The sequence below is a fragment of the Prochlorococcus sp. MIT 1300 genome (assembly GCF_034092375.1).
Lineage (GTDB): Bacteria > Cyanobacteriota > Cyanobacteriia > PCC-6307 > Cyanobiaceae > MIT-1300.
The window spans coordinates 821,904-844,836 of sequence record NZ_CP139302.1 but is presented as its reverse complement, the minus strand read 5'-3'; the positions used below and the strand labels follow the sequence as shown (position 1 = coordinate 844,836).

At 43.1% G+C, this 22,933-nt stretch carries 24 protein-coding genes; 13 read left to right on the top strand and 11 right to left on the bottom strand.

Annotated features, from left to right (window positions below):
* The first annotated feature begins 33 nt into the window (after positions 1–33).
* Positions 34–1,266, top strand: coding sequence for a DegT/DnrJ/EryC1/StrS family aminotransferase (locus tag SOI83_RS04485; protein WP_320677457.1), 1,233 nt, complete (start codon positions 34–36; stop codon positions 1,264–1,266).
* 60 nt (positions 1,267–1,326) lie between these two features.
* Here SOI83_RS04485 and SOI83_RS04480 read toward each other — a convergent pair whose 3' ends face one another.
* Entirely contained in the window at positions 1,327–1,890 is a 564-nt protein-coding gene (locus SOI83_RS04480) for an NUDIX hydrolase (protein ID WP_320677455.1), read from the bottom strand.
* A gap of 82 nt (positions 1,891–1,972) precedes the next feature.
* Positions 1,973–2,554, bottom strand: a complete 582-nt coding sequence (folK, locus tag SOI83_RS04475; protein WP_320677454.1) for a 2-amino-4-hydroxy-6-hydroxymethyldihydropteridine diphosphokinase — start codon at positions 2,552–2,554, stop codon at positions 1,973–1,975.
* 48 nt (positions 2,555–2,602) lie between these two features.
* On the opposite strand from folK, the gene bchD reads away from it, so the two are divergent.
* Positions 2,603–4,753, top strand: coding sequence for a magnesium chelatase ATPase subunit D (bchD, locus tag SOI83_RS04470; RefSeq protein WP_414153434.1), 2,151 nt, complete (start codon positions 2,603–2,605; stop codon positions 4,751–4,753).
* Positions 4,754–4,778: 25 nt separating this feature from the next.
* Here the strand turns inward: bchD and SOI83_RS04465 are convergent, their stop codons facing one another.
* Both SOI83_RS04465 and SOI83_RS04460 read right to left on the bottom strand, forming a co-directional pair.
* A complete protein-coding gene (locus SOI83_RS04465) occupies positions 4,779–5,642 on the bottom strand; it encodes an MlaD family protein (protein ID WP_320677453.1) in 864 nt (287 codons plus the stop codon).
* A gap of 5 nt (positions 5,643–5,647) precedes the next feature.
* The gene (locus tag SOI83_RS04460) at positions 5,648–6,391 is read right to left on the bottom strand and encodes an ABC transporter ATP-binding protein (protein ID WP_320677637.1); all 744 of its coding nucleotides are present in this window, start codon (positions 6,389–6,391) and stop codon (positions 5,648–5,650) included.
* A 145-nt stretch (positions 6,392–6,536) separates the two neighbouring features.
* On the opposite strand from SOI83_RS04460, the gene SOI83_RS04455 reads away from it, so the two are divergent.
* Positions 6,537–7,955: a gluconeogenesis factor YvcK family protein gene (locus SOI83_RS04455; protein WP_414153433.1), complete on the top strand. Its 1,419-nt coding sequence runs from the start codon at positions 6,537–6,539 to the stop codon at positions 7,953–7,955.
* Here the strand turns inward: SOI83_RS04455 and SOI83_RS04450 are convergent, their stop codons facing one another.
* From SOI83_RS04450 to SOI83_RS04440, 3 genes are read right to left on the bottom strand one after another with little or no spacing between them, the layout of a single operon-like run.
* The gene (locus SOI83_RS04450) at positions 7,956–8,504 is read right to left on the bottom strand and encodes an NAD(P)H-quinone oxidoreductase subunit J (RefSeq protein ID WP_320677452.1); all 549 of its coding nucleotides are present in this window, start codon (positions 8,502–8,504) and stop codon (positions 7,956–7,958) included.
* Entirely contained in the window at positions 8,501–9,253 is a 753-nt protein-coding gene (locus tag SOI83_RS04445) for an NADH dehydrogenase subunit K (RefSeq protein WP_320677451.1), read from the bottom strand. Before SOI83_RS04445 ends, SOI83_RS04450 begins: the two co-directional genes overlap by 4 nt.
* A gap of 4 nt (positions 9,254–9,257) precedes the next feature.
* The gene (locus SOI83_RS04440; RefSeq protein ID WP_320677450.1) at positions 9,258–9,620 is read right to left on the bottom strand and encodes an NAD(P)H-quinone oxidoreductase subunit 3; all 363 of its coding nucleotides are present in this window, start codon (positions 9,618–9,620) and stop codon (positions 9,258–9,260) included.
* A gap of 123 nt (positions 9,621–9,743) precedes the next feature.
* Here SOI83_RS04440 and SOI83_RS04435 point away from each other — a divergent pair, with 123 nt between their 5' ends.
* The 6 genes from SOI83_RS04435 to SOI83_RS04410 all read left to right on the top strand — a co-directional run bounded on the left by SOI83_RS04435 (position 9,744) and on the right by SOI83_RS04410 (position 12,023).
* Positions 9,744–10,142: a rubredoxin gene (locus SOI83_RS04435; protein WP_320677448.1), complete on the top strand. Its 399-nt coding sequence runs from the start codon at positions 9,744–9,746 to the stop codon at positions 10,140–10,142.
* A 19-nt stretch (positions 10,143–10,161) separates the two neighbouring features.
* Positions 10,162–11,166 carry a photosynthesis system II assembly factor Ycf48 gene (locus tag SOI83_RS04430; protein WP_320677446.1) on the top strand — a complete coding sequence of 335 codons (1,005 nt, stop codon included), beginning with the start codon at positions 10,162–10,164 and terminating at the stop codon, positions 11,164–11,166.
* A 109-nt stretch (positions 11,167–11,275) separates the two neighbouring features.
* Positions 11,276–11,524, top strand: a complete 249-nt coding sequence (gene psbE / locus SOI83_RS04425; protein WP_320677444.1) for a cytochrome b559 subunit alpha — start codon at positions 11,276–11,278, stop codon at positions 11,522–11,524.
* Between the two features lie 3 nt (positions 11,525–11,527).
* Positions 11,528–11,677: a cytochrome b559 subunit beta gene (psbF, locus tag SOI83_RS04420; protein ID WP_320677443.1), complete on the top strand. Its 150-nt coding sequence runs from the start codon at positions 11,528–11,530 to the stop codon at positions 11,675–11,677.
* Positions 11,678–11,692: 15 nt separating this feature from the next.
* Positions 11,693–11,812, top strand: coding sequence for a photosystem II reaction center protein L (locus SOI83_RS04415; protein WP_320677442.1), 120 nt, complete (start codon positions 11,693–11,695; stop codon positions 11,810–11,812).
* A 13-nt stretch (positions 11,813–11,825) separates the two neighbouring features.
* Positions 11,826–12,023 carry a photosystem II reaction center protein J gene (locus SOI83_RS04410; RefSeq protein WP_320677441.1) on the top strand — a complete coding sequence of 66 codons (198 nt, stop codon included), beginning with the start codon at positions 11,826–11,828 and terminating at the stop codon, positions 12,021–12,023.
* A gap of 81 nt (positions 12,024–12,104) precedes the next feature.
* Here SOI83_RS04410 and mtnP read toward each other — a convergent pair whose 3' ends face one another.
* Entirely contained in the window at positions 12,105–13,019 is a 915-nt protein-coding gene (gene mtnP, locus SOI83_RS04405; protein WP_320677440.1) for an S-methyl-5'-thioadenosine phosphorylase, read from the bottom strand.
* A 154-nt stretch (positions 13,020–13,173) separates the two neighbouring features.
* Here mtnP and mtnA point away from each other — a divergent pair, with 154 nt between their 5' ends.
* Positions 13,174–14,286, top strand: coding sequence for an S-methyl-5-thioribose-1-phosphate isomerase (mtnA, locus tag SOI83_RS04400; protein WP_320677439.1), 1,113 nt, complete (start codon positions 13,174–13,176; stop codon positions 14,284–14,286).
* A gap of 20 nt (positions 14,287–14,306) precedes the next feature.
* Here mtnA and SOI83_RS04395 read toward each other — a convergent pair whose 3' ends face one another.
* The 3 genes from SOI83_RS04395 to hisS are packed head-to-tail and all read right to left on the bottom strand — an operon-like array spanning position 14,307 to position 18,069.
* On the bottom strand, positions 14,307–15,329 hold the full coding sequence (locus SOI83_RS04395) for an NAD-dependent epimerase (protein ID WP_320677438.1): 1,023 nt from the start codon (positions 15,327–15,329) through the stop codon (positions 14,307–14,309).
* A complete protein-coding gene (locus tag SOI83_RS04390; RefSeq protein ID WP_320677437.1) occupies positions 15,326–16,777 on the bottom strand; it encodes a nucleotide sugar dehydrogenase in 1,452 nt (483 codons plus the stop codon). Before SOI83_RS04390 ends, SOI83_RS04395 begins: the two co-directional genes overlap by 4 nt.
* Before the next feature lie 29 nt (positions 16,778–16,806).
* Positions 16,807–18,069 (bottom strand): histidine--tRNA ligase, encoded by a 1,263-nt coding sequence (gene hisS / locus SOI83_RS04385; protein WP_320677635.1) that lies wholly within the window; start codon positions 18,067–18,069, stop codon positions 16,807–16,809.
* Between the two features lie 83 nt (positions 18,070–18,152).
* Between hisS and galE the strand changes: the two genes are divergently transcribed.
* The 3 genes from galE (at position 18,153) to selD (ending at position 22,929) form a co-directional block, all read left to right on the top strand.
* On the top strand, positions 18,153–19,208 hold the full coding sequence (gene galE / locus SOI83_RS04380; RefSeq protein WP_320677436.1) for a UDP-glucose 4-epimerase GalE: 1,056 nt from the start codon (positions 18,153–18,155) through the stop codon (positions 19,206–19,208).
* A gap of 61 nt (positions 19,209–19,269) precedes the next feature.
* Positions 19,270–20,604 carry a sugar transferase gene (locus SOI83_RS04375; RefSeq protein ID WP_320677435.1) on the top strand — a complete coding sequence of 445 codons (1,335 nt, stop codon included), beginning with the start codon at positions 19,270–19,272 and terminating at the stop codon, positions 20,602–20,604.
* Between the two features lie 135 nt (positions 20,605–20,739).
* On the top strand, positions 20,740–22,929 hold the full coding sequence (gene selD / locus SOI83_RS04370; protein WP_320677434.1) for a selenide, water dikinase SelD: 2,190 nt from the start codon (positions 20,740–20,742) through the stop codon (positions 22,927–22,929).
* Positions 22,930–22,933: the final 4 nt, after the last annotated feature.

Below are 22,933 nucleotides of genomic sequence, written 5' to 3'. Positions count from 1 at the left end.
CTTGCCATTTTCGATCAACTTAATGTGCCTTTCATGCAAGTTCCTCCTTTTAGCCTTTCCAAACAACTTTTTGAACTAGGCCCAGCTCTGGACGAGGCTGTCTTACGAGTCCTTCATAGTGGTCAATTTATTGGTGGCTCAGAAGTAAATCATTTCGAGAACTCTTTTGCATCTTTTATTCAGGTCTCTCATGCAGTTGGCTGTAATAGTGGAACTGATGCATTGATACTTGCGCTTAGGGCCCTTGACATAGGCCCTGGAGATGAAGTTATAACTTGCTCATTTAGTTTCTTTGCGACCGCAGAGGCTATTAGTGCTGTAGGAGCTAAACCTATTTTCGTCGATGTAGATCCAAGTAACTTTTTGATTGATATTAACTTAATAGAAACGGCTATAACTAAATCCACAAAAGCAATTTTGCCGGTTCACTTATTTGGTAATGCAGTAGATATGGATTTTGTGATTCAATTGGCTAAACAATACAATTTGAAGGTTATAGAAGATTGTGCTCAGGCATGTGGTGCTGAATGGAATAAGCGTCCAGTTGGTGGTTGGGGTGATGTTGGGTGCTTTAGCTTTTTCCCAACTAAAAATCTTGGTTGTGCAGGAGATGGAGGCGCTGTAACGACTGAGAATGCTGTTTTAGCGAAAAGGATGCGTGAATTGGCTGTGCATGGAATGCCTCGTCGTTATGTTCATACTCACCTTGGTTATAATAGTCGCTTAGATGCAATACAAGCAGCAGTATTAAATGTAAAGCTTTCAAAGTTACCTGAGTGGATTAGTAGGCGTAGAGAGATTGCTTATAAGTATAAAGAATCCTTGGAAGGATTGCCTGGGATTGATTTGCCTTTTACCTCGACTTCTTCCCCTAAGTCCCATGGTTGGAACCAATTTGTGATAAGAGTTAGGGGTATTGTGAATGGCTTATGGCCTCATGAGAAGCAAAAGCAAGACAATGAATTCTATGCTTTTAGTTCTTCCTCTATATCTCAAAGAGACATATTAAAAGAGAAGCTTGAGGGGCAGGGTGTTAATACAATTATTTATTATCCTATTCCCATTCATCTTCAGGATGCTTATGATTATTTAGGTTATAAGAAGGGCAGCTTGCCCATTACTGAAAAGCTCTGTGAAGAGGTCTTGAGTTTACCGATGTTTCCTGAACTTGCTAGCAGGGAGCAACAATATGTTGTTGATATTTTGAGAGAAATTATCGGTGATCCTATGGACTTAAAAGGCAGAAATATTGCTAGTAAAGAATAGCTTTAAAATACATTGTGAATACTTAGTGGATTCACTTTGCATTGATCTTTAAAGTAAAAATCAGAAATCTCCTAATTCCTGCCTTGCTCTGTACCATGCTGTAATTGTTTTCCCGTCAAGAGATTCATTCCCGCTAGAGAGATTATGGTCTAGTTCCTTTTTGCTCATTTGTAGTACTTCAAGATCTTCGTCTTCATCGCCTGCTGGAGGCTCAGCCAAAATCTCAAGGTCTCTTGCGAGAAAAAGATGAATTACTTCATCGGAATATCCAGGGCATGGAACCATTTCGCCTAGATAGTCCCATCTTTTTGCCAAACAACCCGCTTCTTCTGCCAGTTCACGCTTCATTGAAGTAAGAGGGTCTTCTCCGGGTTCAAGAGTCCCGGCAGGAAATTCGAGCATTCGCCTAGCAACTGCAAAGCGATATTGACGAAGGATCAAAACCTTTCCTTCATTTGTTATCGGAACAGCTAGAGATGCGCCTGGGTGCCGAATAACTCCAAAAGTGCCTTCCAATCCAATAGGTAACTGAACTTTGTTGATCTCGAAACGTATTTTGCGAGCATTTAGAAACTTTTGTCTTTCGATGACTTTGGAGTGCTCTAGAGGAGGTAAAGGAACCATTCCACTATCAAATAGTTCAATTGAATCTCAGATTTAACTGTTTTATAGGTGCAATTTAGGAATGGAAACATAAAAAGGAGTTTTATTCAGGCCAGTTTCTACATGGTGGAATTTGGCGATGCATAGGTTTTGTTTTAGTTATTGCAGCATTAAGGGGGACAAGGACAAAGCTTCTTTCAATCAGTCTTGGATGAGGAAGTGTTAGTGATTTTGTCGCAACATGAAGCCCCCCCCAGGCAAGTAGGTCTAGGTCGAGAGAGCGCGGCCCCCAATGTGATGATGTTGACTGTTCTCTTTTTCTCCCAAAATGCTTTTCAAGGATTAGACATCTTTGTAGTAATTCGAGGGCTGCCTGTTCATTTGGCTCAAGTTGTGCAAATTGAGGTCCCATTATCACTAAAACAGCATTTATGAAAGAAGGTTGTCCGGGCGGTCCCCCCATCGCTTGAGTTTCAAACAAAGGAGACCAACTAAATAAGTCGTCGTTTAAGAAACCTATATTTTTTTTATTCGGAAAGGATGCCACTATCCATTCTTGAATTGTTTTTTCGAGTTCTGGCCTGACAGCACATAGGGTTTCTTGGGGAGAACCTATTTTGCTAGGGATATTTGCGCCCAGGCCTAAAGCTAGGGTTGGAGTGGTTGAGAAGTTGATGCTTTTCATTAGCTGCTCGGCCAGACTGCTTTAGATCTGATTGGGTCGTCACATTCCATGGTTGCAAGCGGATCACCCGCCAATTCCAAAAAAGCAATTACTAGTCAGCAAATGGCTAATGATATTGCTGGGCGTGCATTTCCCTTGGCAGCAATTACTGGTCATGGGTCTTTGAAGCTTGCGCTTCTTCTCGCAGCGGTTGATCCGGGGTTGGGTGGAGTAATTATTGCTGGAGGTAGAGGAACAGGTAAATCAGTTTTAGCCAGGGCGCTGCACGCGTTAATCCCTCCTATTGAGGTTGTAGATATACCAACGGCCGAAGAAATTTCTAGTGATTCACAGGCTTCAAGGCCCGTTGGTTTAAATCTTGATCCAAAGCGTCCAGATGATTGGGATGAAGTCACTAAGACCTTGTTGGCGAGAGAAACTACTGCTTCGTTCGAGCATAAAGAAGAAAACAATCCTCCTTCAAAAGTAGTTTCTGCACCTTTTGTTCAGGTTCCATTAGGAGTTACGGAGGATAGGTTGGTTGGGGCGGTTGATGTTGCTGCTTCACTCTCAAGTGGTGCGGCTATTTTTCAGCCAGGGTTATTAGCCGAAGCTCATCGGGGGGTACTTTACGTTGATGAGTTGAATCTTTTAGATGATGGAATTGTGAATCTAATTCTTGCCTCAGTTGGCGCTGGTGAAAATAGAGTTGAGAGGGAAGGGTTAAGTCTCACCCACCCTTGTAGGCCTTTACTTATTGCTACTTACAATCCTGAGGAAGGAGCAGTTAGAGATCATTTGTTGGATAGATTTGCAATAGTTCTATCAGCTGACCAAGTCATTAGTAATGAACAAAGAGTAGAGATAACTCAATCTGTTCTTGCCCATGGTCAATGCACTAAGAGCTTTGCTGAAAAATGGTCTGAAGACACAGATGCTTTGGCTACGCAGTTGATTTTGGCTCGTCAATGGTTGCCAGATGTTCAAATTACGCGTCAGCAGATTGAATACCTTGTCAATGAAGCGATAAGGGGTGGAGTTGAGGGCCATCGCTCAGAACTTTATGCAGTTCGAGTAGCGAAAGCTCATGCAGCATTGGGAGGGAGAGATCAAGTTGATGTTGAGGATCTGCAGGTGGCAGTGAAGCTAGTGATTTTCCCTAGAGCTTTGCAGTTGCCCCCACAAGATGAGCCCATTGAACCCCCTCCCCCAGAAGAGCAGCAAACTCCACCTGAACAGGCTGAAGAGGACTCTGATGATCAAGATCAGGATGACCAAGAAGATGAGGAAACCCCCGAAGATCAAGCATCTCCGCCCGTTCCTGAAGAATTCATGCTTGACCCTGAGGCATGTGCAATAGATCCAGATTTACTTTTGTTTTCAGCTGCTAAATCCAAAAGTGGTAACAGTGGTAGTCGATCAGCTGTTCTTAGTGATAGTCGTGGCCGTTATGTGAAGCCAATAATTCCTAGGGGGCCAGTAAGGAGAATTGCAGTAGATGCAACCTTAAGGGCAGCAGCTCCTTACCAAAAGGCCAGAAGGTCTAGACAGCCTGGACGCAAAGTAATTGTTGAGGAAAGCGATCTTCGCGCCAAACTTTTGCAAAGGAAAGCTGGTGCATTGGTGATATTTCTAGTGGATGCCAGTGGATCAATGGCTCTTAATCGCATGCAGAGTGCAAAAGGGGCCGTCATTAGGTTGCTAACAGAGGCTTATGAGAATAGGGATGAAGTTTCTCTGATTCCATTTAGAGGAGATCAGGCAGAGGTTTTGCTGCCTCCTACAAGATCTATAACAGCTGCTAAAAGAAGGCTTGAAACAATGCCTTGCGGAGGAGGGTCCCCTTTGGCACACGGACTTACTCAAGCTGCACGAGTTGGCGCTAATGCTCTGGCTACAGGAGACTTGGGCCAAGTTGTTGTAGTGGCGATTACTGATGGTCGTGGAAATGTCCCATTAGGCACCTCCTTGGGACAACCTCAATTAGATGGAGAAGAGTCTGTAGATCTCAAGCAAGAGGTTTTAGATGTCGCATCTAGATATCGTGGTTTGGGGATTAAATTATTAGTTATAGATACTGAAAGAAAGTTTATTGGTAGTGGTATGGGTAAAGATCTAGCAGAAGCCGCAGGTGGAAAGTATGTGCAATTGCCAAAAGCTAGTGATCAAGCTATCGCTGCAATAGCTATGGATGCAATAGCTGATGTTGGTAATAGTTAGCTATTATTTTAGAATATCAATGTTTTTAAGGTGTGATCATTTTGCTTGGGTAGAGCTCATTGAATAATTCTCCAAGTCCCACTGTTAGGTTTCTGACTGCGTTCATCAACTCTTTGTCTTCCATAAGCTTTTCTACGTCAGATCCCATAGCATCAATTTTGGCAGTAAGTGAGCGAGTTGACCGTGCAGTTTCTTGGAGATCTTTAAGAGTTTGTGGATTGTCAAATGCAGCAAGTATGTTGGTTAAGTGACCACTTGCACGTATTAAATTTGTAATCATTGCTTCTGCTTTAGTAACTTCTGTTTTCATTTGTGCAACTAACTCGTCTAGGTTTTTTTGAGTTAAATCAAATTGCTTTGTAGAAGAGACTAGGTGGGAAACAACTTCTTGATCTTCAGAATCTATTAATACCCTTTCTAAGGATTCAGTCAAAGTTGAAATACTTGTCAGAGGCTCTCCTCTTATGGTGTCTCCATGGCAAAGAATATTTTTACCTGGACATTCTTCTGACCTAGGCCTTGGTGTACTTGGGGCTAGGCTTTTCCCTCTACTAAATAAAGCGACTTGAACGTCACCTCCTAAAAGAGAACCTGTAACTACTTTTGCAAAAACTGGCAGTGGAAGACGCAGGTTTGATTTGTCGATATCTAAGGTTGCTTGAACAGACCTAGGCGTCACTTTTATTTCTCCAACAGACCCAACTAAAATCCCTCGGTAAGTAACTGGTGAACGTTCAGCTAGGCCGCTTGCATCTGAGAAATTAGCGGTAACAGTCCATGCATTTGCACCTATCCGAATACCTTTGAGCCAAATAAGACTTCCAGCAAATGTTGCCACTGCACCAAGCAGTGAGAATCCAACCATCGCATCACGAATACTGCGCCTCATACGTTTTAGTGATCGGTTGGTTGCATTGGACCCAAAAGGCTACCTGTTCTGAATTGTTTTACAAATGGATTCTCAGTTTGCCTGAACTCTTCAATTGAGCCATCCCATTGAAACTTGCCTCCATAAAGCATAAGTACTCTTTGAGCCGACCTCTCAATTGTGCTTGCTACATGGCTAACAACCATAGAGCACCCCTTTGCCACATTGGTTGTCTTAACTATTAGGTCTTCAATTCGTGTGCATGCCACAGGGTCAAGGCCAGCTGTGGGTTCGTCATACAAAAGTAAGGGGATTTGTTCTTCGGATACTGTTGGGTCATTAACTAATGCTCTAGCAAAACTAACTCTCTTTTGCATCCCTCCACTTAGTTGACCTGGCAATTTGTCTGCCACGTCATATAGGCCTACTGCTTCAAGGCAAGTAAGAACTTTTTCTTGAATCTCTTTGGATGTGAATTGCTTACTCCGCATAAGAAGAAAACCCACGTTTTCTTCAACTGTTAGGGATCCTAAAAGGGCTGGATTTTGGAAAACTAGTCGGACATCGGGCGGTTCATTCTGATCGAGACGCAAATATTCTTGTTTTTGTCCACAAATTTTGAGTTCTCCACTACTAGGGAGAAGAAGTCCTGCCAGCAGCCTAAGTACAGTTGATTTCCCGCAGCCTGAGGGCCCAACTATTGCAAGCTTTTCACCTGGTTTCATAACCAAGTTAAGCTCATTAAGGACTGGTAGTATTCCCCACTTCATCGTGAGATCTTTCATCTCAACCACAGGAGTCGATTTATTCACGTGGTTTTGAGGTTTGGAACATCTTTATCTTGCCTGGGATGTCCAATTAGTGAAGCTTACTTAGAGTTCTTGAACGATTTATGGCGTTATTTGCCCCGAGTATTTGACCTCGTCTATCCCGCCTTCGACCAAGCGTCGTTTACGCCAGCAAAATCTGGCGGCAAGACGAGTTAGCTCGTTTAGGAATTCTCGTCAAAAAGATTTCATTATTCGTTCTAGACGAGCTATTCGTTGGCTTTTGCCAGGTTTGGTCGTAAAGAGATGGATGCTTGCTTCTGGCTTGGGTTTGTTATTGGCTCTTTTGGGAGCATCCATTTGGGCAGACTTGAAGCCTATTTACTGGATGATTGAAACTCTTATTTGGGTGCTTGGTTTAATAACTACGTTTTTGCCTAGAAGTATCACAGGACCTTTGGTTTTAATGTTTGGGGCCGGCCTTTTGTTGTGGGGGCAGAGTCGTAGCTTTGGATCAATTCAACAGGCATTGGCTCCGGATAAAGAAACAGTACTTGTTGATGCTCTAAGAGCTAAGAGCAAGTTAAATCGTGGCCCTAACATTGTTGCAATAGGAGGGGGGACAGGGCTTTCAACGCTTTTGAGAGGGCTTAAACGATATAGCACTCATATAACAGCAATAGTCACAGTTGCAGATGATGGAGGAAGTAGTGGTGTTTTGCGAAGAGAGTTAGGTGTACCCCCCCCTGGAGATATTCGTAATTGCATAGCAGCTCTTTCAACAGAGGAACCTTTATTAACACGTTTGTTTCAATATCGCTTTTCAGGGGGTGGAGGACTTGAAGGGCATAGCTTTGGCAATCTTTTTCTCTCAGCGTTGACAGCAATTACTGGAAATTTAGAAACAGCTATTACTGCATCTAGCAGAGTTCTGGCTGTTCAAGGACAAGTTGTTCCGGCTACAAACGTTGACGTACGTTTATGGGCAGAGTTAGAAAATGGGCAAAGAATCGAAGGGGAGTCGGCTATTGGCCAGGCTCCAAGTCCAATAGTCAGGATGGGGTGCCTACCAGAACACCCTCCAGCACTGCCACGTGCTTTGGATGCAATAGCAAATGCTGAATTAATTGTTTTAGGTCCTGGCAGTCTGTATACATCTCTTTTACCCAATCTTCTAGTCCCTGAAATTGTTGATGCAATACAACGAAGTGGTGCGCCTAAACTTTATATTTGTAATTTAATGACCCAACCAGGTGAAACTGATGGCTTAGATGTTTCTGGCCATCTTCGTGCGATAGAAGCTCAACTGGCCAGTCTTGGAATAGGTAAAAGAATATTTTCTGCTGTTCTTGCTCAAGATGATATGGCTCCATCACCGTTAGTGGATTACTACCGAGAGAGAGGTGCGGAACCCGTTCGATGTGATGGAGGAGAGTTGATGGCTCAGGGATATGAAGTTATGCAGGCACAGCTTCAAGGTGTACGTCAAACAGCAACACTTAGGCATGACCCAAGAAGCCTTGCACTTGCAGTCATGCGTTTTTATAGGAAATACAAAAGGGACTAATTAATATGCATCTTGCATTTCATAAAAATCTGGTTGAACATAATCTTTCCTTAATGGCCATCCTTTCCAATCTTCGGGCATCAGTAGTCGCTTTGGATGTGGGTGGCCATTAAATTTGATTCCAAACATGTCATATGTTTCACGCTCCTGCCAATCCGCTCCTCTAAAAAGTTTATAAAGGCTTGGTACTGAAGGAACACCATCACGAGGTAAGAAAATTTTTAACCTTACTTCTCGCAATTTACTTTGGTCCTTTGAGGATGACTTATTGAAAGCCAGCTCTGATAAAGCAACTAGGTGGTAGAAGCAAACCAGATTTTGACCGGGACCCTCATCGTAGCCTCCTTGGCATTGTAAATAATCGAATCCGTGAGCTTTAAGAGCAGTAGCAATAACGTATAAAAATTGGGGATCTATTTTAATTACTTCAATACCAAGATTGTCAGGCTCAAGATAATTGTGTGCGAAACCTTGTTCATCCAACCATTTGCTGACTGGCCCAGGTTCAGGTAGAGACTGTGTTAATTCGGTGTTAGATGTATCGCTCATGAATTGATTTCTGAAGATGATGAAACCTCATTAATTGTTGAGGCTTCTTTGTTTTTTATTTTCGTTGGGAAGCTTTCTTCTGAGCCAGGCTTTAAAGCCACCTTTTGTGTTTCTGCATTTAAATATTCTCCTGTAATTATAGGCTGTAGTTCCCTCATTTTATGGGGGATTGTGCAATACCTATGAGTTTGGGTTATTTTGCTTCTCTCTAAGAAAGATTCATTACTTACTTTTTTGCGTAATTTAATTACCGCGTCGAAAATTGCCTCAGGTCTCGGAGGGCACCCAGGTAAATACAGGTCCACAGGAATTAATTTATCTACCCCTCTTACAGCTGTGGTTGAGTCAGCACTAAACATCCCTCCAGTAATAGTGCATGCACCCATTGCTATTACATATTTAGGCTCTGGCATTTGTTCATACAACCGGACCAGTGCAGGGGCCATTTTCATGGTCACAGTCCCAGCGACGATTATTAAATCCGCTTGTCTAGGCGAACTCCTTGGAACTAAACCAAATCGGTCAAAATCGAAACGAGAACCAATAAGTGCTGCGAATTCAATAAAACAGCAGGCCGTTCCATAGAGGAGTGGCCACAAGCTGCTTAGGCGAGCCCAATTGTGAAGGTCGTCCAGGCTGGTGAGAATTATGTTTTCACTAAGGTCGCTGGTAACTGCTGGAGCACCAACTGGGGCGCAGGTAGAGGCTCGTAGATCCCGAGCAGCCTTAATAGAGGGTGTTTCTGTCAATGAACTAACTCCATTCAAGGGCGCCTTTGCGCCATGCATAGGCTAAAGCCACAACTAGAATTGCAATGAAAATCAGAGCCTCTATAAACGCTAATAAACCAAGTCGATGGAATGCAACGGCCCATGGGTATAGAAATACAGTTTCTACATCAAAGACAACAAATACAAGAGCAAACATGTAATAGCGAATATTGAATTGAATCCAGGCCCCACCAATTGGCTCCATTCCGGATTCGTAGGTAAGTTCTCTTTCTCCAGCGCTACTTTTTGGAGACAGAAGCTTGTTGGTGGTTAGTGCGAGAATGGGCACTGCTGCTGCGATAAGCAGAAAGCCGAGAAAAGCGTCATAACCCGGCAAGGCGAACATTTAAAAGTCCCGTTTGATCAAATTTGCTTTTAGTTTGACACTCACTGCTAACGGCTGCTGCCGATAGAGTTTCTTTACTCACAAGTCACCACACAACCTTAATAGCAATCAAGTAAACCTCACATGTCAGAAGCCAATCCAATCAATCAATCCGCTGGGGATCCTCTTGACAGTTCTCAAGTCGCTGAGGAAGAGCTAATTAATGAAAGGCTTACACATTTGTTTGAGTGTCGGGAATGTGGTTATGTATATGATCCAGCTGAGGGAGTTAAGAAGCTAGGAATTCCCGTAAACACAGCATTTCAGGATTTAGATCCAGATCAATTTCGTTGCCCGGTTTGCAGGGCCCGGGTTGAGTCTTTCAAAGACATTGGCCCAAAGGATAAACCAAGTGGTTTTGAAGAAAATCTAAAATATGGCTTTGGTGTGAATAGCCTTAGCCCAGGCCAGAAGAATGTTTTGATTTTTGGAGGTCTTGCTCTAGCCGTTGCCTGCTTCCTTTCCCTTTATTCACTGCACTAATTCAAAAAACGTCGATTTCATGAAAAGTTTTTTTTCTCCTCTTCTCAACTTGGCTTTGGTCGTAGTTGTTGCTTTTGGGTTGGGTGGCTGTGTAACTACAAGGCTCCCGGTGGCCAGCTTTAGTCCTTGGGAGTCAATTGAACTCAATACACAAGCGAATCCTTTAGATCTTGATTTTGTTGATGATCAGCATGGTTTTTTGATTGGTACAAATCGATTGATTTTGGAAACCAACGATGGTGGGATTACTTGGAATGAACGTACTTTGCAGCTGCCTGAGGAGGAAAATTTCCGATTAATAAGTATTGATTTCAAAGGAAATGAAGGCTGGATAGCTGGTCAGCCGAGCTTGGTGATGCATAGCACTGATGCCGGGAAGAACTGGACTCGGTTGGTTTTAGGAAGCAAATTGCCTGGCGATCCATACCTAGTAACTACTAAAGGTATTAATTCTGCTGAACTTGCAACAACTGCTGGAGCCGTTTATAGCACTTCTGATGGAGGCGAAACTTGGGAGGGAAAGGTTAGTGATGCATCTGGCGGTGTTCGAGACTTACGACGAGGCCCCGAAGGTGGTTATGTAAGTGTTAGCAGCCTTGGAAACTTCTTTGCCACACTAGAACCTGGCGAGGAAGCATGGCAGCCCCATCAAAGGGCCAGTAGCAAAAGGGTTCAAAGCCTTGGCTATCAACCGAATGGGGAGCTTTGGATGCTTTCTCGTGGGGCTGAAATTCGATTCAATAAAGAGGCCGGTGATGTTGAGAGCTGGAGGAAACCTGTCATTCCAATAATTAATGGATATAACTATTTGGATTTAGCTTGGGATCCAAATGGAACGATTTGGGCTGCAGGAGGTAATGGCACGCTTTTATTTAGTAATGATGATGGGGATTCATGGGAGATAGACCCAGTAGGAGATGCTGAGCCCACTAATTTAATTCGGATTCTTTTTGACACTGGTACTGATAAAACCAAGGGATTCGTGCTTGGAGAGAGGGGACACTTGCTTCGTTGGACTAGCTAAATCGGCCTTTAAGCATCAAATCCACAACGCTGTGTAACCAAGCCCCATATTCATCCCCAGTCTTCAAGCACAACCTTGATAAGATCATCAAGCTGATACGCGCGAGGCTATGGCTGCCGGCTCTACCGGGGAACGCCCGTTTTTTGAGATCATCACCAGTGTCCGTTATTGGATTATCCATGCTGTGACCCTGCCGGCGATCTTCATTGCAGGATTCTTGTTTGTGTCTACAGGCCTTGCCTATGACACCTTCGGAACTCCACGACCAGATGCTTATTACCAGGCGTCTGAAACTAAGGCTCCAGTTGTGAGCCAGCGCTTCGAATCGAAGTCCCAACTAGACCTGCGCTTGCAATAAGTCATGACTCAATCATCATCCAATCCGCTTCAGGCCACCAACGTTCGTACTTATCCGATCTTTACTGTTCGGTGGCTTGCAGTTCACACCTTGGCCATCCCAACGGTGTTCTTCCTTGGTGCGATTGCTGCCATGCAATTTATCCGACGCTGATTACTTCTGATAACTATGGAGCGCAATCCGAATCCAAACAACCTGCCGGTTGAACTGAACCGCACCAGCCTTTATTTAGGGCTATTGCTTGTTTTTGTCATGGGAGTGTTGTTCACCAGCTATTTCTTCAACTGACCCTTTCCTAACTATGAGCACCAAACTCAAGGGCCCAGACGGACGTATTCCAGATCGTTTGCCTGACGGTCGACCAGCTGTTTCATGGGAACGCAGGTGGACTGAAGGCTCTCTTCCTTTATGGCTAGTTGCTACCGCTGGTGGTATTGCAGTTATTTTTGTCCTAGGAACCTTCTTCTATGGTTCTTATACCGGAGTTGGTTCTGCTTGACAAACAAGCTCCAGAACTTTGGAGAGTCTCTACATAAGAGACTCTTTTTTTTTGTTAATTAGGATTTGACATTACTGTTATTCAAGATTGTTCAAAGTTTCCCCAGTAAGGACTGGTAAATAAATCAAGTTTCTTTCTAGTCTTGTTGGGAACTTTTTCCTTTTGAGTCATTAAACCATCTCTTAATGCAGTATGAGCCTCACTTTTAGGTCTTGTTTGTGCAATCTTTTGAATAGTAGAGATCATTATTCTGTTACCTACCTCTGCGTTTGATTTGAGATTATCAATAACCATTTCTACACTTACATTGCTTTGCTCTTGTGACCAGCAGTCATAGTCAGTAACCATCGATAGGGAGGCATATGCAATTTCGGCCTCTCGTGCTAAACGGGCCTCAGTGTGATTTGTCATACCTATAACTTTGCATCCCCAACTCCTATATAAGTTTGATTCTGCTCTAGTTGAAAATGCTGGTCCTTCCATGGCTAGATAAATGCCCCCCCTATGCAACTGTCTACCTTCTGGCATTAATTTTTCACCTATTTCTATTAGTAGACGGGAAAGGTTAAGGCAGAACGGGTCAGCCATTGAAACGTGGGCAACTGCTCCATTCGCAAAAAAACTTAGGGGCCTTTGATGGGTTCTATCAATGAATTGATCTGGGACCACCATGTCTAGAGGTCTTATTTCTTCTTGCAGCGATCCAACTGCTGAGGGGGACAGTATCCAGCGAACCCCTAAGGAGCGTAAAGCCCAAATATTTGCTCTATATGGAACTTCAGTTGGAGTGAAGGTATGGTTCCGACCATGCCTAGCAAGAAAAACGACTTCAATATCTTCAAGTGAACCTATCCTCAAGTCGTCGGAAGGTTTCCCATACGGAGTATCAACTTCAACCTCTCGAAGATTTTCGAGTCCCTCCATTGAATAAAGGCCACTTCCACCTAGTACTCCTATGCGAGCATCTTCAAGAGAAAAGGGCTTCGAATAATCCAAGAAGAGTGGCTTCAAGGTATTAATACATATTTCTATGCTAATCAGGATTGGGAGGTTTGTTGTGAGGGAATCTCTCCTTTCGAATTCAATGGAAGTTGCGTTTGTGTGGATTGGCTCTCAGATCAAAACCATTCAATGACATCGGCTTTTGAGTATGAATATTGGAAACAAAGCTTGGCGCAGTATTTGGTTGGGGGAAGATGGATGCTCTGTGGGGGTTATTGATCAAAGGAAGTTGCCTCATGTTTTTAAAACCAAAACTCTGAGGACTTGGCAAGATGCAGCTGATGCTATTAAGTCGATGGTTGTTCGAGGCGCACCATTGATTGGCGTTACCGGTGCCTATGGACTAATGCTTGCATTGCAGTCAGACGCTACTGATAAGGCTCTAAATATTGCGATAAAAAATCTGATGGCTACTAGGCCCACTGCTGTCAATTTGCGATGGGCATTAGAAAGAATGAGAAAAGCAGTATTTCTACTTCCTCAAAGTGAGCGTGCTGAAGCTGCAAAAAGGGAAGTTGGATTAATAGTTGCTGAAGACGTGGCTTGTTGTGATGCAATTGGCACTTATGGGCTGTCAATTTTGCAAAAACTTGCAGAAGACAAGTGCCTGAAAGGTGAAGACTTGCCAATTCAAATTCTTACTCATTGCAATGCTGGTTGGCTCGCGACAGTTGATTGGGGGACAGCTCTAGCGCCGATATATAAAGCTTTTCGCAAGGGTGTAAATCTTCATGTTTGGGTAGATGAAACTAGACCTCGAAATCAAGGTGCCAGTCTCACCTCTTATGAGCTTGGTTGTGAAGGAATTCCCCATACTGTCATTGTTGATAATGCTGGAGGATATTTAATGCAAAATAATCAGGTAGATTTGGTTTTAGTGGGTACTGATCGAACAACTAAAACCGGTGATGTGTGCAATAAGATTGGTACTTATTTAAAGGCTTTAGCGGCATATGACAATAATATTCCTTTCTATGTAGCACTTCCTATTTCGACAATTGACTGGTCGATTAAAGAAGGACTTGCTGAGATACCCATAGAAATACGTTCAGAAAATGAGGTAAAGCAAATACCAGGTCGTTTACTTTCTCTAAATGGTGGAGTTGATATTGCATCCGTTAAATTAGTGCCTGATTTTGCTAAAACTTTTAACCCTGCCTTTGATATTACGCCCGCCCGGTTGGTAACTGCTTTTATTACTGATAAAGGAATTTTGGCTGCAACTGAGGAAGGATTAGAGGCTATCTATTCTTGCAGTTAAATTGATGTATCTCTATCAATTTAACTTTTATAGAAGTTGCGGTACCAGTCAGCAAATAGTTTAATTCCTTGCTCAATATTTGTATAGGGTCTGAAGTTGACCCAGGTTTCTAGGGCACTTGTGTCTGCTGCTGTTTTTACAACATCTCCAGGTTGAATAGGTTGAAAATCTTTTATTGCAATGGTACCAAGAGCGTCTTCTAATACTTCTATGAATTTAAGTAAATCAACTGGTTGTGAGTTGCCAATATTAAAAATTCTGTGTGGTGCTGCTGCGGTTGAGGGATCAGGGTGTTGAGGATTAAAACTAGAATCGATTGTTGCTGTTTTGTAGCAACAACGCAATACCCCTTCAACTATGTCATCGATATAGGTGAAGTCTCTTTGCATTTGACCATGATTAAAAACTTTAATAGGTGTTTTTTCTAAAATCGATTTTGCAAAAATCATTGGAGCCATGTCTGGACGACCCCATGGTCCATAGACAGTAAAAAAACGTAGTCCTGTAGCAGGTAAGTTGTAGAGGTGACTATAAGTATGTGCCATAAGTTCGTTTGCTTTTTTTGTCGCAGCATAAAGACTGACAGGATGGTTAACTGCTTGTTTTTCATGGAAAGGGAGCTCACGATTTCCTCCATACACAGAACTACTAGATGCATACACAAGGTGTTGCACATTATTGTGTCGACAGCACTCAAGTATGTGTCCAAATCCCACAAGGTTTGATTGGATATATACAGCTGGATTCTTTATGGAGTAACGTACTCCTGCTTGGGCAGCTAAATTAACAACTACTTCAGGCTTTTCTGATTGGAAGATTTCTGAAAGAGAATGCTTATCTTCTAAAGCAAGTTTCTTAAAGGACCAGTTTGCAGAAAATTCAGATAGTTCAATTTGCTTAAGTCGAGCCTCTTTTAAAGCTGGGTCGTAGTAGTGGTTGATGTTGTCAATACCTATAACACGTTCGCCTTTAGCTAATAAACGGTGAACTAGGGCGGCTCCAATAAATCCCGCTGCACCGGTAACCAGAAAGGTGCGTTTCAAGTAGCCCCATCTCCTACACGCCAGATCTTAAGTCCAGCGGAAGTTACTTCCTCTTTGTTGACAATTCCACGTGTATCGAAAACCCAAGCAGGCTTGCGCATAAGTTGAGCCAATTCGTCCCAATTTAGTCCCCTAAATTGGCTCCATTCAGTAAGTATTAGTACAGCATCGGCACCAGAGACTGCTTCCTCTACTTTCGAACAAGGCCACCAGGTTCCTTCTCCACTAAGTTCCGCCTTGCTAGGCCCAGCCTTTAGACTTGGTGGAGTAATTTGCGGGAGTTTAAGGTCACTAGCAATCTGCAATGATTCCACTTTTGGATCGTAGATAGCAAGTTGAGCCCCTTCATCAAGTAGATCTTTTGCAATACGAATTGCAGGTGCTTCACGAGTGTCATTTGTATTTGCTTTGAATGCAAAACCGAATAGGGCAAGCCTTTTCCCTGTAACTGTTCCAAAAAGATTTTTAACAACTAAGCGAGCTATTCGATCCTGTTGCCAAGTATTTAGTGTGACAACATTTTGCCAATAGTCTGCTACTTCAGGTAGGCCAAAATATCTAGAAAGGTATACGAGATTAAGAATGTCTTTTTGAAAGCAGCTCCCACCAAAGCCAGGGCCTGAGTTTAGAAATTTTGATCCGATTCGAGTATCAGAGCCAATCGCTTTTGCAACTTCTTTCACGTCTGCTCCAGTTAATTCGCATAGAGCTGCCACTGAGTTGATTGAGCTAATTCGTTGAGCGAGAAAGGCATTCGCAGTGAGTTTGGATAACTCGCTACTCCATAGATTGGTTCTTAAGATCTTTTCGGAAGGAACCCACTTGTTATAAATGCTTGCAAGAGATTCGATCGCATGTGAATCTTCTCCGCCTATTAGAACCCTGTCGGGAGTTTCTAGATCTTTAATAGCAGTGCCTTCAGCCAAGAATTCAGGGTTTGACAAGACGACAAAGCTTCTCGGTTCACCGTTTGACTGTGGCCCTTGGGAAGCTTGGAGAATTGCTTGTATTGTTTCCGCCGTTCTTACAGGCAAGGTACTTTTTTCAACAACGATGGTATGGCCTTGAGCGCATTTAGCTACTTGTCTCGCACAGGCCTCCACCCATCTCAAGTCACTTGCTTGACCTGATCCAAGTCCTCTTGTTTTTGTTGGGGTGTTCACCGAGATAAACACCATGTCTGCATTGGCGATTGAAGGCTCGACTTCTGTTGAAAAATATAGGTTTCGCCCTCGTGCTCTTTGAACAATTTTGTCGAGCCCAGGCTCATAAATTGGCAGATTGCTTAAATCACTGTCATTCCAAGCGGCTATTCGACTCTCATTCAGATCTACAACATTGACCTGAATCTTGGGGCATCTATCTGCGATTACAGCCATGGTTGGGCCACCAACGTAGCCAGCCCCAATGCAGCAGATATTTCTTATTTCAGTTAGAGGAGTTTTCACACAGAATTCCTAGGGCTGATGCCGGCAACTTAGGCGAATCTTGCTAAAAGACTTTCGATTGTGACCCTCTTGTCTGATGGGCCTTCTAGGTTTTTGGTATTTAGTTCTTTAATTATGGCCTGTTGTTGTGCCGCTTCATCTTCGCCAATCAGCAAAGCTAATTCGGCACCACTACGATTTGCTCGTTTCAATTGCTTTCCAAAGGCAGATCCTGAAAGATCTATTTCCACTATTTGCCCTTTACTGCGTAGTTTTCTGGCTAATACTAGTGCTAGAGACTCAGCTTCAATCCCACGATTAACTATATAGATATCAGGTTTCGTTGCAAGATTATTTTGTTTAGCTTGAGAAAGAAGCAGTACTAGTCTTTCCATTCCCAGAGCCCAGCCTATGGCTGATGTAGCAGGTCCACCCAGTTGTTCGACTAGTCCGTCATATCTGCCACCACCACAGACAGTGGCTTGGGCTCCGAGCTGTGAGGACGTGATCTCAAAGGCTGTATGACTGTAGTAATCCAATCCCCTTACCAGACTTGGGTTTAGTTGGAATGGAATCTCAAGATCATTTAGACCAGCTTGTACTTTTTCAAATCTTTCCAAACTTTTATGCCCCAAAGTTTTTGTAAGTTTTGGTGCATCAAGTAATAGCTCTTTTGTTTTTGGATTTTTTGAGTCAAGAATTCGCAATGGATTTTTCTCTAGTCGTTCTCGCGACTCTTCATCTAAGAGCTCACGTCTTTGTTCAAGCCAAGTTACGAGATGATTCCTATAAGAAACTCTGTCTTCTTTGTCTCCGAGAGAATTGAGCTCAAGTTTTAGTTCACCAATACCAAGTTCACTAAGCAAATCCCATGCAATTGAGATCGCTTCAACATCGCTTCTGGGATCACTAAAGCCTAAGAACTCCAGCCCTAATTGATGAAATTGCCTCTGTCGGCCTGCCTGAGGCCTCTCGTATCGAAACATGGGGCCTGAATACCAAAACCTTTGTGACCCTTGCTTGGTTAACCCGTGTTGAATTGCCGCACGCACTACTGAGGCTGTTCCTTCAGGTCTAAGAGTGCAATTCCTTCCACCTTTGTCAGAAAAGGAATACATTTCTTTCCCGACAACGTCAGTTGCCTCTCCAATCCCACGAGCAAATAGATCGGTGACTTCTAAAAGTGGGGTGCGTATTTCAGAGACTGAGGCTCGTTTGAAATGACGCTGGGCGGTTGCCTCGATTTTTTGCCAGACAATTGTTTCGTGGGGTAAGAGATCCACCATGCCTCTTAGAGACTGTAATTTCTCCACAAAAAGGTTTTTTGCTTCTGCCATATTGCGGGATTAAGGCGGTCAACCACTTATCGTGGCTGTCAAAATAGTTGCAGTCTTTTATGGCCCAGCTGTTGATTACAGGTGGGGCTGGGTTTATTGGTAGTCACACCTGCTTGGTGCTTCTTGAGGCTGGGCATAACTTGGTTCTCATTGAGAATTTTTCTAATAGTTCGCCAGAAGCTTTGAGGAGGGTCCTTGAGTTGGCTGGACCCAAAGCTAAGAGCAGAATTCAAATAGTAGAGGGTGATATTCGTAATAGTGATGATTTGGATTGTGCATTCAGCATTGCTTCAAGTCCCATCGAAGCAGTAGTGCATTTCGCTGGACTTAAGGCTGTGGCTGAATCCTTTGAAGATCCGCTTGATTATTGGGATGTAAATCTTGGTGGCAGCCGTTCCTTACTAAATGCAATGCGAATACATGGTTGTCGGACGATAGTTTTTAGTAGTAGTGCAACTATTTATGGTTACCCCAACGAAGTTCCTATTAGCGAGAATGCTCTTGTTAGTCCAATTAATCCTTACGGGCAAACCAAGGCGGCTGTTGAACAGTTATTGGCTGATGTGGCTGCAAGTGAACCTGGTTGGAAAATTGCTCGATTGAGATATTTCAATCCTGTAGGGGCGCATCCCAGCGGACTTCTCGGTGAAGCGCCTCACGGCACTCCGGCAAATTTGTTTCCTTACGTCAGTCAAGTTGCTGTCGGTAGACGTGACAAGGTTGAGATCTTTGGGGGTGATTGGCCTACCTCAGATGGAAGTGCTGTAAGGGATTACATTCACGTTATGGATCTTGCGGAAGGTCACAGTGCGGCACTGAATGTTTTACAGCAAGAAGCACCGCAGGTTTTGACTTTGAACTTAGGGAGTGGGAGAGGGTATTCGGTTTTAGAAGTTGTTAAGGCTTTTGAGAAAGCTTCTCAAAAAAAATTGCCCTACATCATTACCTCGAGGAGAAAGGGTGACGTGGCATGCTCAGTTGCCGATCCCGACTTGGCTTTGAAACGTCTCGGGTGGAGCACCAGAAGAGGCCTGGAGGATATGTGCAAGGACAGCTGGACTTGGCAGATGGCAAATCCAGATGGATATTCAGTTGAAATTCAGAGTTTGATCTAAAAGCAATCCTTTGGAGGTTGGTGACCTTGGTTTTAGTGCGATCTAGGCTTTTGAAATTGATTTGAAGTCCTTGGCCTGGCGTGATCCCCGTCAAAATTTATTCCTTTGTGCGGGTCTTGATGTGCTCGGGATGGTCCTGGTGCTTGCCCTTTTGGTAAGCGGCTGGTCTGAACCTCATCCACTAAAAGGGCAAATAGCTTGGATGGCTTCAACAATTACAGCTTATTTACTGTTTGGTTGGTTATTGGGCACTTATACAGTTCTTGGATGGCCTCGCCTTTCAAGTTGGACTTTGATTCAGCGTATAGGGCTTTGTTTTATTACCACCTTGATCTTTGTGGCAATTTTGGGCTGGGTTATTAATGCTCCTGATGATATCCGTATCCTTCATCGAAGAAGCCAGTTCTCTTGGTTGATTCCAACGGCAATTTGGTCGCTTTTGGTTCGTGTAAGTCTCAGAAGAGGTGCTTTGCAAGCCGAGGAGTCGAAATTAGTTTTAGTTGGATCACAGGCCGAAGCCCAAAAAGCTTTACAGGCTTGGAGGAAAACGCCTAGACGAGTAATGCCTCGTTGGATGCCTGCCAGAGAAGCGGCTATGCAGTCAAGTCCTTTGGTTCTCGCGGTATCCCCTAGTGAGAGATATGAACCTGAATATCGTGAGCTGTTAGAAGAATTTGAGCTGCGTGATCCTAGGGAATGCAACATCAGCACACCACTTGCGTTGGCGGAAAGACAACTAGAACGAATTCCACCGGCCTTATTGCCAGAGCCTTGGTTGAGTTATTCAGAGATCCCTTGGAATGCTTTATTTAGTCCACAAAGGCAGTTGAAGCGTGTAGCTGATGTTGTGTTGGCTCTGGTTCTTTTGGCATTCACGTCTCCTTTGGTTCTTCTTGCAGCAGTTTTAATTTGGTTAGAGGATCGAGGCCCTGTGTTTTATGTACAGGATCGGAGTGGTTGGTTGGGCCAACCTTTCAAGGTTTTAAAACTGCGAACGATGAAAGTCGCCTCCCCTCATGCACCTGTGACATGGACCGTTCCTGGTGATCAACGGATAACACGAGTTGGTCGATTCTTGCGAAGATCTCGTCTAGATGAATTGCCTCAATTGGTAAATGTTGTGAGGGGAGATATGAGTTTGATTGGCCCTAGGCCAGAGAGGCCCGAATTGGAACTTCAGCTTGAAGCAAGTATCCCTCATTATCGTAAACGCCATTGGATGAGGCCTGGCTTGAGTGGATGGGCCCAGGTTTGTGCACCCTACGCTGCAAGTGTTGAAGATTCTGAGCTAAAACTTTCTTATGATCTCTATTACCTAAAATACTTTAGTAATTGGTTGGATTTGTTAATTCTTTTCAGAACTATCAAAACGGTATTAAAAGTCGCTGGACGTTGATATTTGCATGCTAAGTATATGAATGTTCCTATTCATTAGTTAAAGCAAATTAATTTACAAGGGTTTCTACATGTTTATTTTCTTCTTAGGATTATTTCGTGCAGCTTTCTTTTCGATCAACTGTCTTAATGCCTTATGAGACCTAAACATCTTGTTCTTGCAGGTGGCGGACATACTCATGCCCTCATTTTGGCCAGGTGGATAATGCACCCAGAACTTCGTCCAGGGGGATTAATTACTTTAGTTAGTAGCTTTAGTACAACACTTTACTCTGGCATGGTCCCAGGACTGGTCGCAGGAAGATATAGACGGGATCAAGTCGAGATTGATATAAGAAGCTTGGCAGATCGAGCTGGTGTGGCTTTTATTAAAGGAGAAATAATTGGTCTAGATGTCAAAAAATATAGGTTGCTAATTAGTGGTCGCAATCCAATATCTTTCAATAGAATTAGCCTTGATGTAGGGAATCAGACTGCTATTAAGCTAGATTTAATGCAAGTTAAAAACCCTTCCTCTATAAAGCCTATAAAGCCTTTAGAAGCTGCTTTAGAGTGGCTAGAGAGTTACGATGATTTTATAGAAACAGCGCCTAACGATTGTTTTAATGTTGTTGGCAGTGGTCTTAGTGGCGTTGAGATTGCATTTGCTTTACGCCAAAGATGGAGGAATCAAAAAATTAAATTACATGTTAAGCATAACTCTTTAAGATCTTCCTTTGGGAAAGCACTCTCTGCTGCTGGTATAGAAGTAATAGAAAATGCGTCTTTTTTACAAGGCCCAGCTCTTATTTGCACAGGTGGCGAGGCTCAAAAATGGATTGCTATGTCTGGACTTCCTGTTAGTGATCTTGGTCGAATAATTACTTCTAAAACCTTGCAAGTAATTGGTCACCCTCACTTTTTTGCTGCTGGTGATTGCAGTGTGATTGACAAGTGTTTGCGCCCTGCTTCAGGAGTTTGGGCTGTAAGAGCTGCTATTCCATTAGCTAGAAACTTGGAAAGATGTTCATTGGATAAAAGACCTCTTAAATGGACTCCTCAAAGGCGGTCTTTGCATTTAATAGGCGGACAATTAGGTTGTAAAAAACCTCTTGCATGGGCGATTTGGGGAGGTATGTTGTTTGGACCAAATAAAATTTTTTGGTTATGGAAAAGATTTATCGATCAAAGATTTGTAGATAGATTTAAACGACTTTTAACAATGCGAAAGAAATTTCGCTCAGGTAATAGTGAGATGGGTTGTAGAGGTTGTGCTGCCAAGATAGCTTCCAGGACCTTGCAAGCTTCTCTTGTTGAAACTGGTTTAAAAGAACTAGCAACCTTTCCTGAAGATGCTGCTTATATAGACATCAATTCAACAGGAGAAAGCCTTCTACAAAGTGTTGACGGATTTCCAGCATTGATTTCCGACCCTTGGTTGAATGGTCGTTTAACTGGTTTGCATGCTTGTTCTGATTTATGGGCGAGTGGGGCTTCTGTTAAGTCAGCCCAACCTGTAATTACTCTTCCAATTGTTTCAGGAGAAATCCAGCAGTATTTATTATCACAAACTTTGGCTGGTATTCAATCTGCCTTAGATAATCAAGGTGCGAAGTTATTAGGTGGGCATACTCTTGAAGCTCGCCATCCTTCACCTAGTCCATGCTCAATTGGGATAAATGTTGCACTAAGTGTTAATGGTTCAGTGAAGAAAGGTTTTAAACCCTGGAGTAAGGGTGGCCTTCAGGAGGGAGATTCTCTCTTTATTAGTAGGGGTATAGGAAGTGGAGTAATTTTTGCAGCTGCTATGCAAAGTGTCATTGGTTCAAGAGAATATCTAGATTTTGCAATATCTGAGCTTTCTAATAGTCAGCATGATCTGGTAATTGAATTGCAGGAATTATCTTTGCAATGCAAAGATCTTGACCTTGTTCATGCTTGTACAGATGTAACTGGCTTTGGTTTGTTGGGCCACTTAGGAGAAATGCTTACAACAACTAATAAAAAGCGTGAGTTATTTCATCATCAGCCTTTGAGGATTATATTGAAAATGGAGTCAATCCCTTCAATCCCAGGGGCGATAGAATTGCTTGAATCTGGTTGGAAGAGCACGTTGGCACCATCTAATAGACTGGCGAGTAGGTTTTTAACGGAAGCTAATATTGGTGATAGTTCTATTAGGTTGGAGTTTGATAAGGTTGTATCGGGAAGTAAACGTGAAATGGCCTTGCACGAATTACTTTTTGACCCCCAGACTTGTGGCCCTTTGCTAATTTCATGTCCACAAAGTTTGTCCGAAAAGATAAAGCAATTAAATGCTTGGACAAGAATTGGGTTTGTTTTATGATTCT

Coding starts and splice junctions, on each gene's coding strand:
- SOI83_RS04415 (WP_320677442.1), top strand. CDS start 11,693: ATGGAGCGCAATCCGAATCCAAACAACCTGCCGGTTGAACTGAACCGC.
- SOI83_RS04480 (WP_320677455.1), bottom strand. CDS start 1,890: ATGGTTCCTTTACCTCCTCTAGAGCACTCCAAAGTCATCGAAAGACAA.
- SOI83_RS04430 (WP_320677446.1), top strand. CDS start 10,162: ATGAAAAGTTTTTTTTCTCCTCTTCTCAACTTGGCTTTGGTCGTAGTT.
- SOI83_RS04440 (WP_320677450.1), bottom strand. CDS start 9,620: ATGTTCGCCTTGCCGGGTTATGACGCTTTTCTCGGCTTTCTGCTTATC.
- folK (WP_320677454.1), bottom strand. CDS start 2,554: ATGAAAAGCATCAACTTCTCAACCACTCCAACCCTAGCTTTAGGCCTG.
- SOI83_RS04485 (WP_320677457.1), top strand. CDS start 34: ATGCAAGTTCCTCCTTTTAGCCTTTCCAAACAACTTTTTGAACTAGGC.
- selD (WP_320677434.1), top strand. CDS start 20,740: ATGAGACCTAAACATCTTGTTCTTGCAGGTGGCGGACATACTCATGCC.
- SOI83_RS04465 (WP_320677453.1), bottom strand. CDS start 5,642: ATGAGGCGCAGTATTCGTGATGCGATGGTTGGATTCTCACTGCTTGGT.
- mtnA (WP_320677439.1), top strand. CDS start 13,174: ATGAATATTGGAAACAAAGCTTGGCGCAGTATTTGGTTGGGGGAAGAT.
- psbF (WP_320677443.1), top strand. CDS start 11,528: ATGACTCAATCATCATCCAATCCGCTTCAGGCCACCAACGTTCGTACT.
- SOI83_RS04410 (WP_320677441.1), top strand. CDS start 11,826: ATGAGCACCAAACTCAAGGGCCCAGACGGACGTATTCCAGATCGTTTG.
- SOI83_RS04435 (WP_320677448.1), top strand. CDS start 9,744: ATGTCAGAAGCCAATCCAATCAATCAATCCGCTGGGGATCCTCTTGAC.
- galE (WP_320677436.1), top strand. CDS start 18,153: ATGGCCCAGCTGTTGATTACAGGTGGGGCTGGGTTTATTGGTAGTCAC.
- bchD (WP_414153434.1), top strand. CDS start 2,603: ATGGTTGCAAGCGGATCACCCGCCAATTCCAAAAAAGCAATTACTAGT.
- SOI83_RS04460 (WP_320677637.1), bottom strand. CDS start 6,391: ATGAAGTGGGGAATACTACCAGTCCTTAATGAGCTTAACTTGGTTATG.
- SOI83_RS04450 (WP_320677452.1), bottom strand. CDS start 8,504: ATGAGCGATACATCTAACACCGAATTAACACAGTCTCTACCTGAACCT.
- psbE (WP_320677444.1), top strand. CDS start 11,276: ATGGCTGCCGGCTCTACCGGGGAACGCCCGTTTTTTGAGATCATCACC.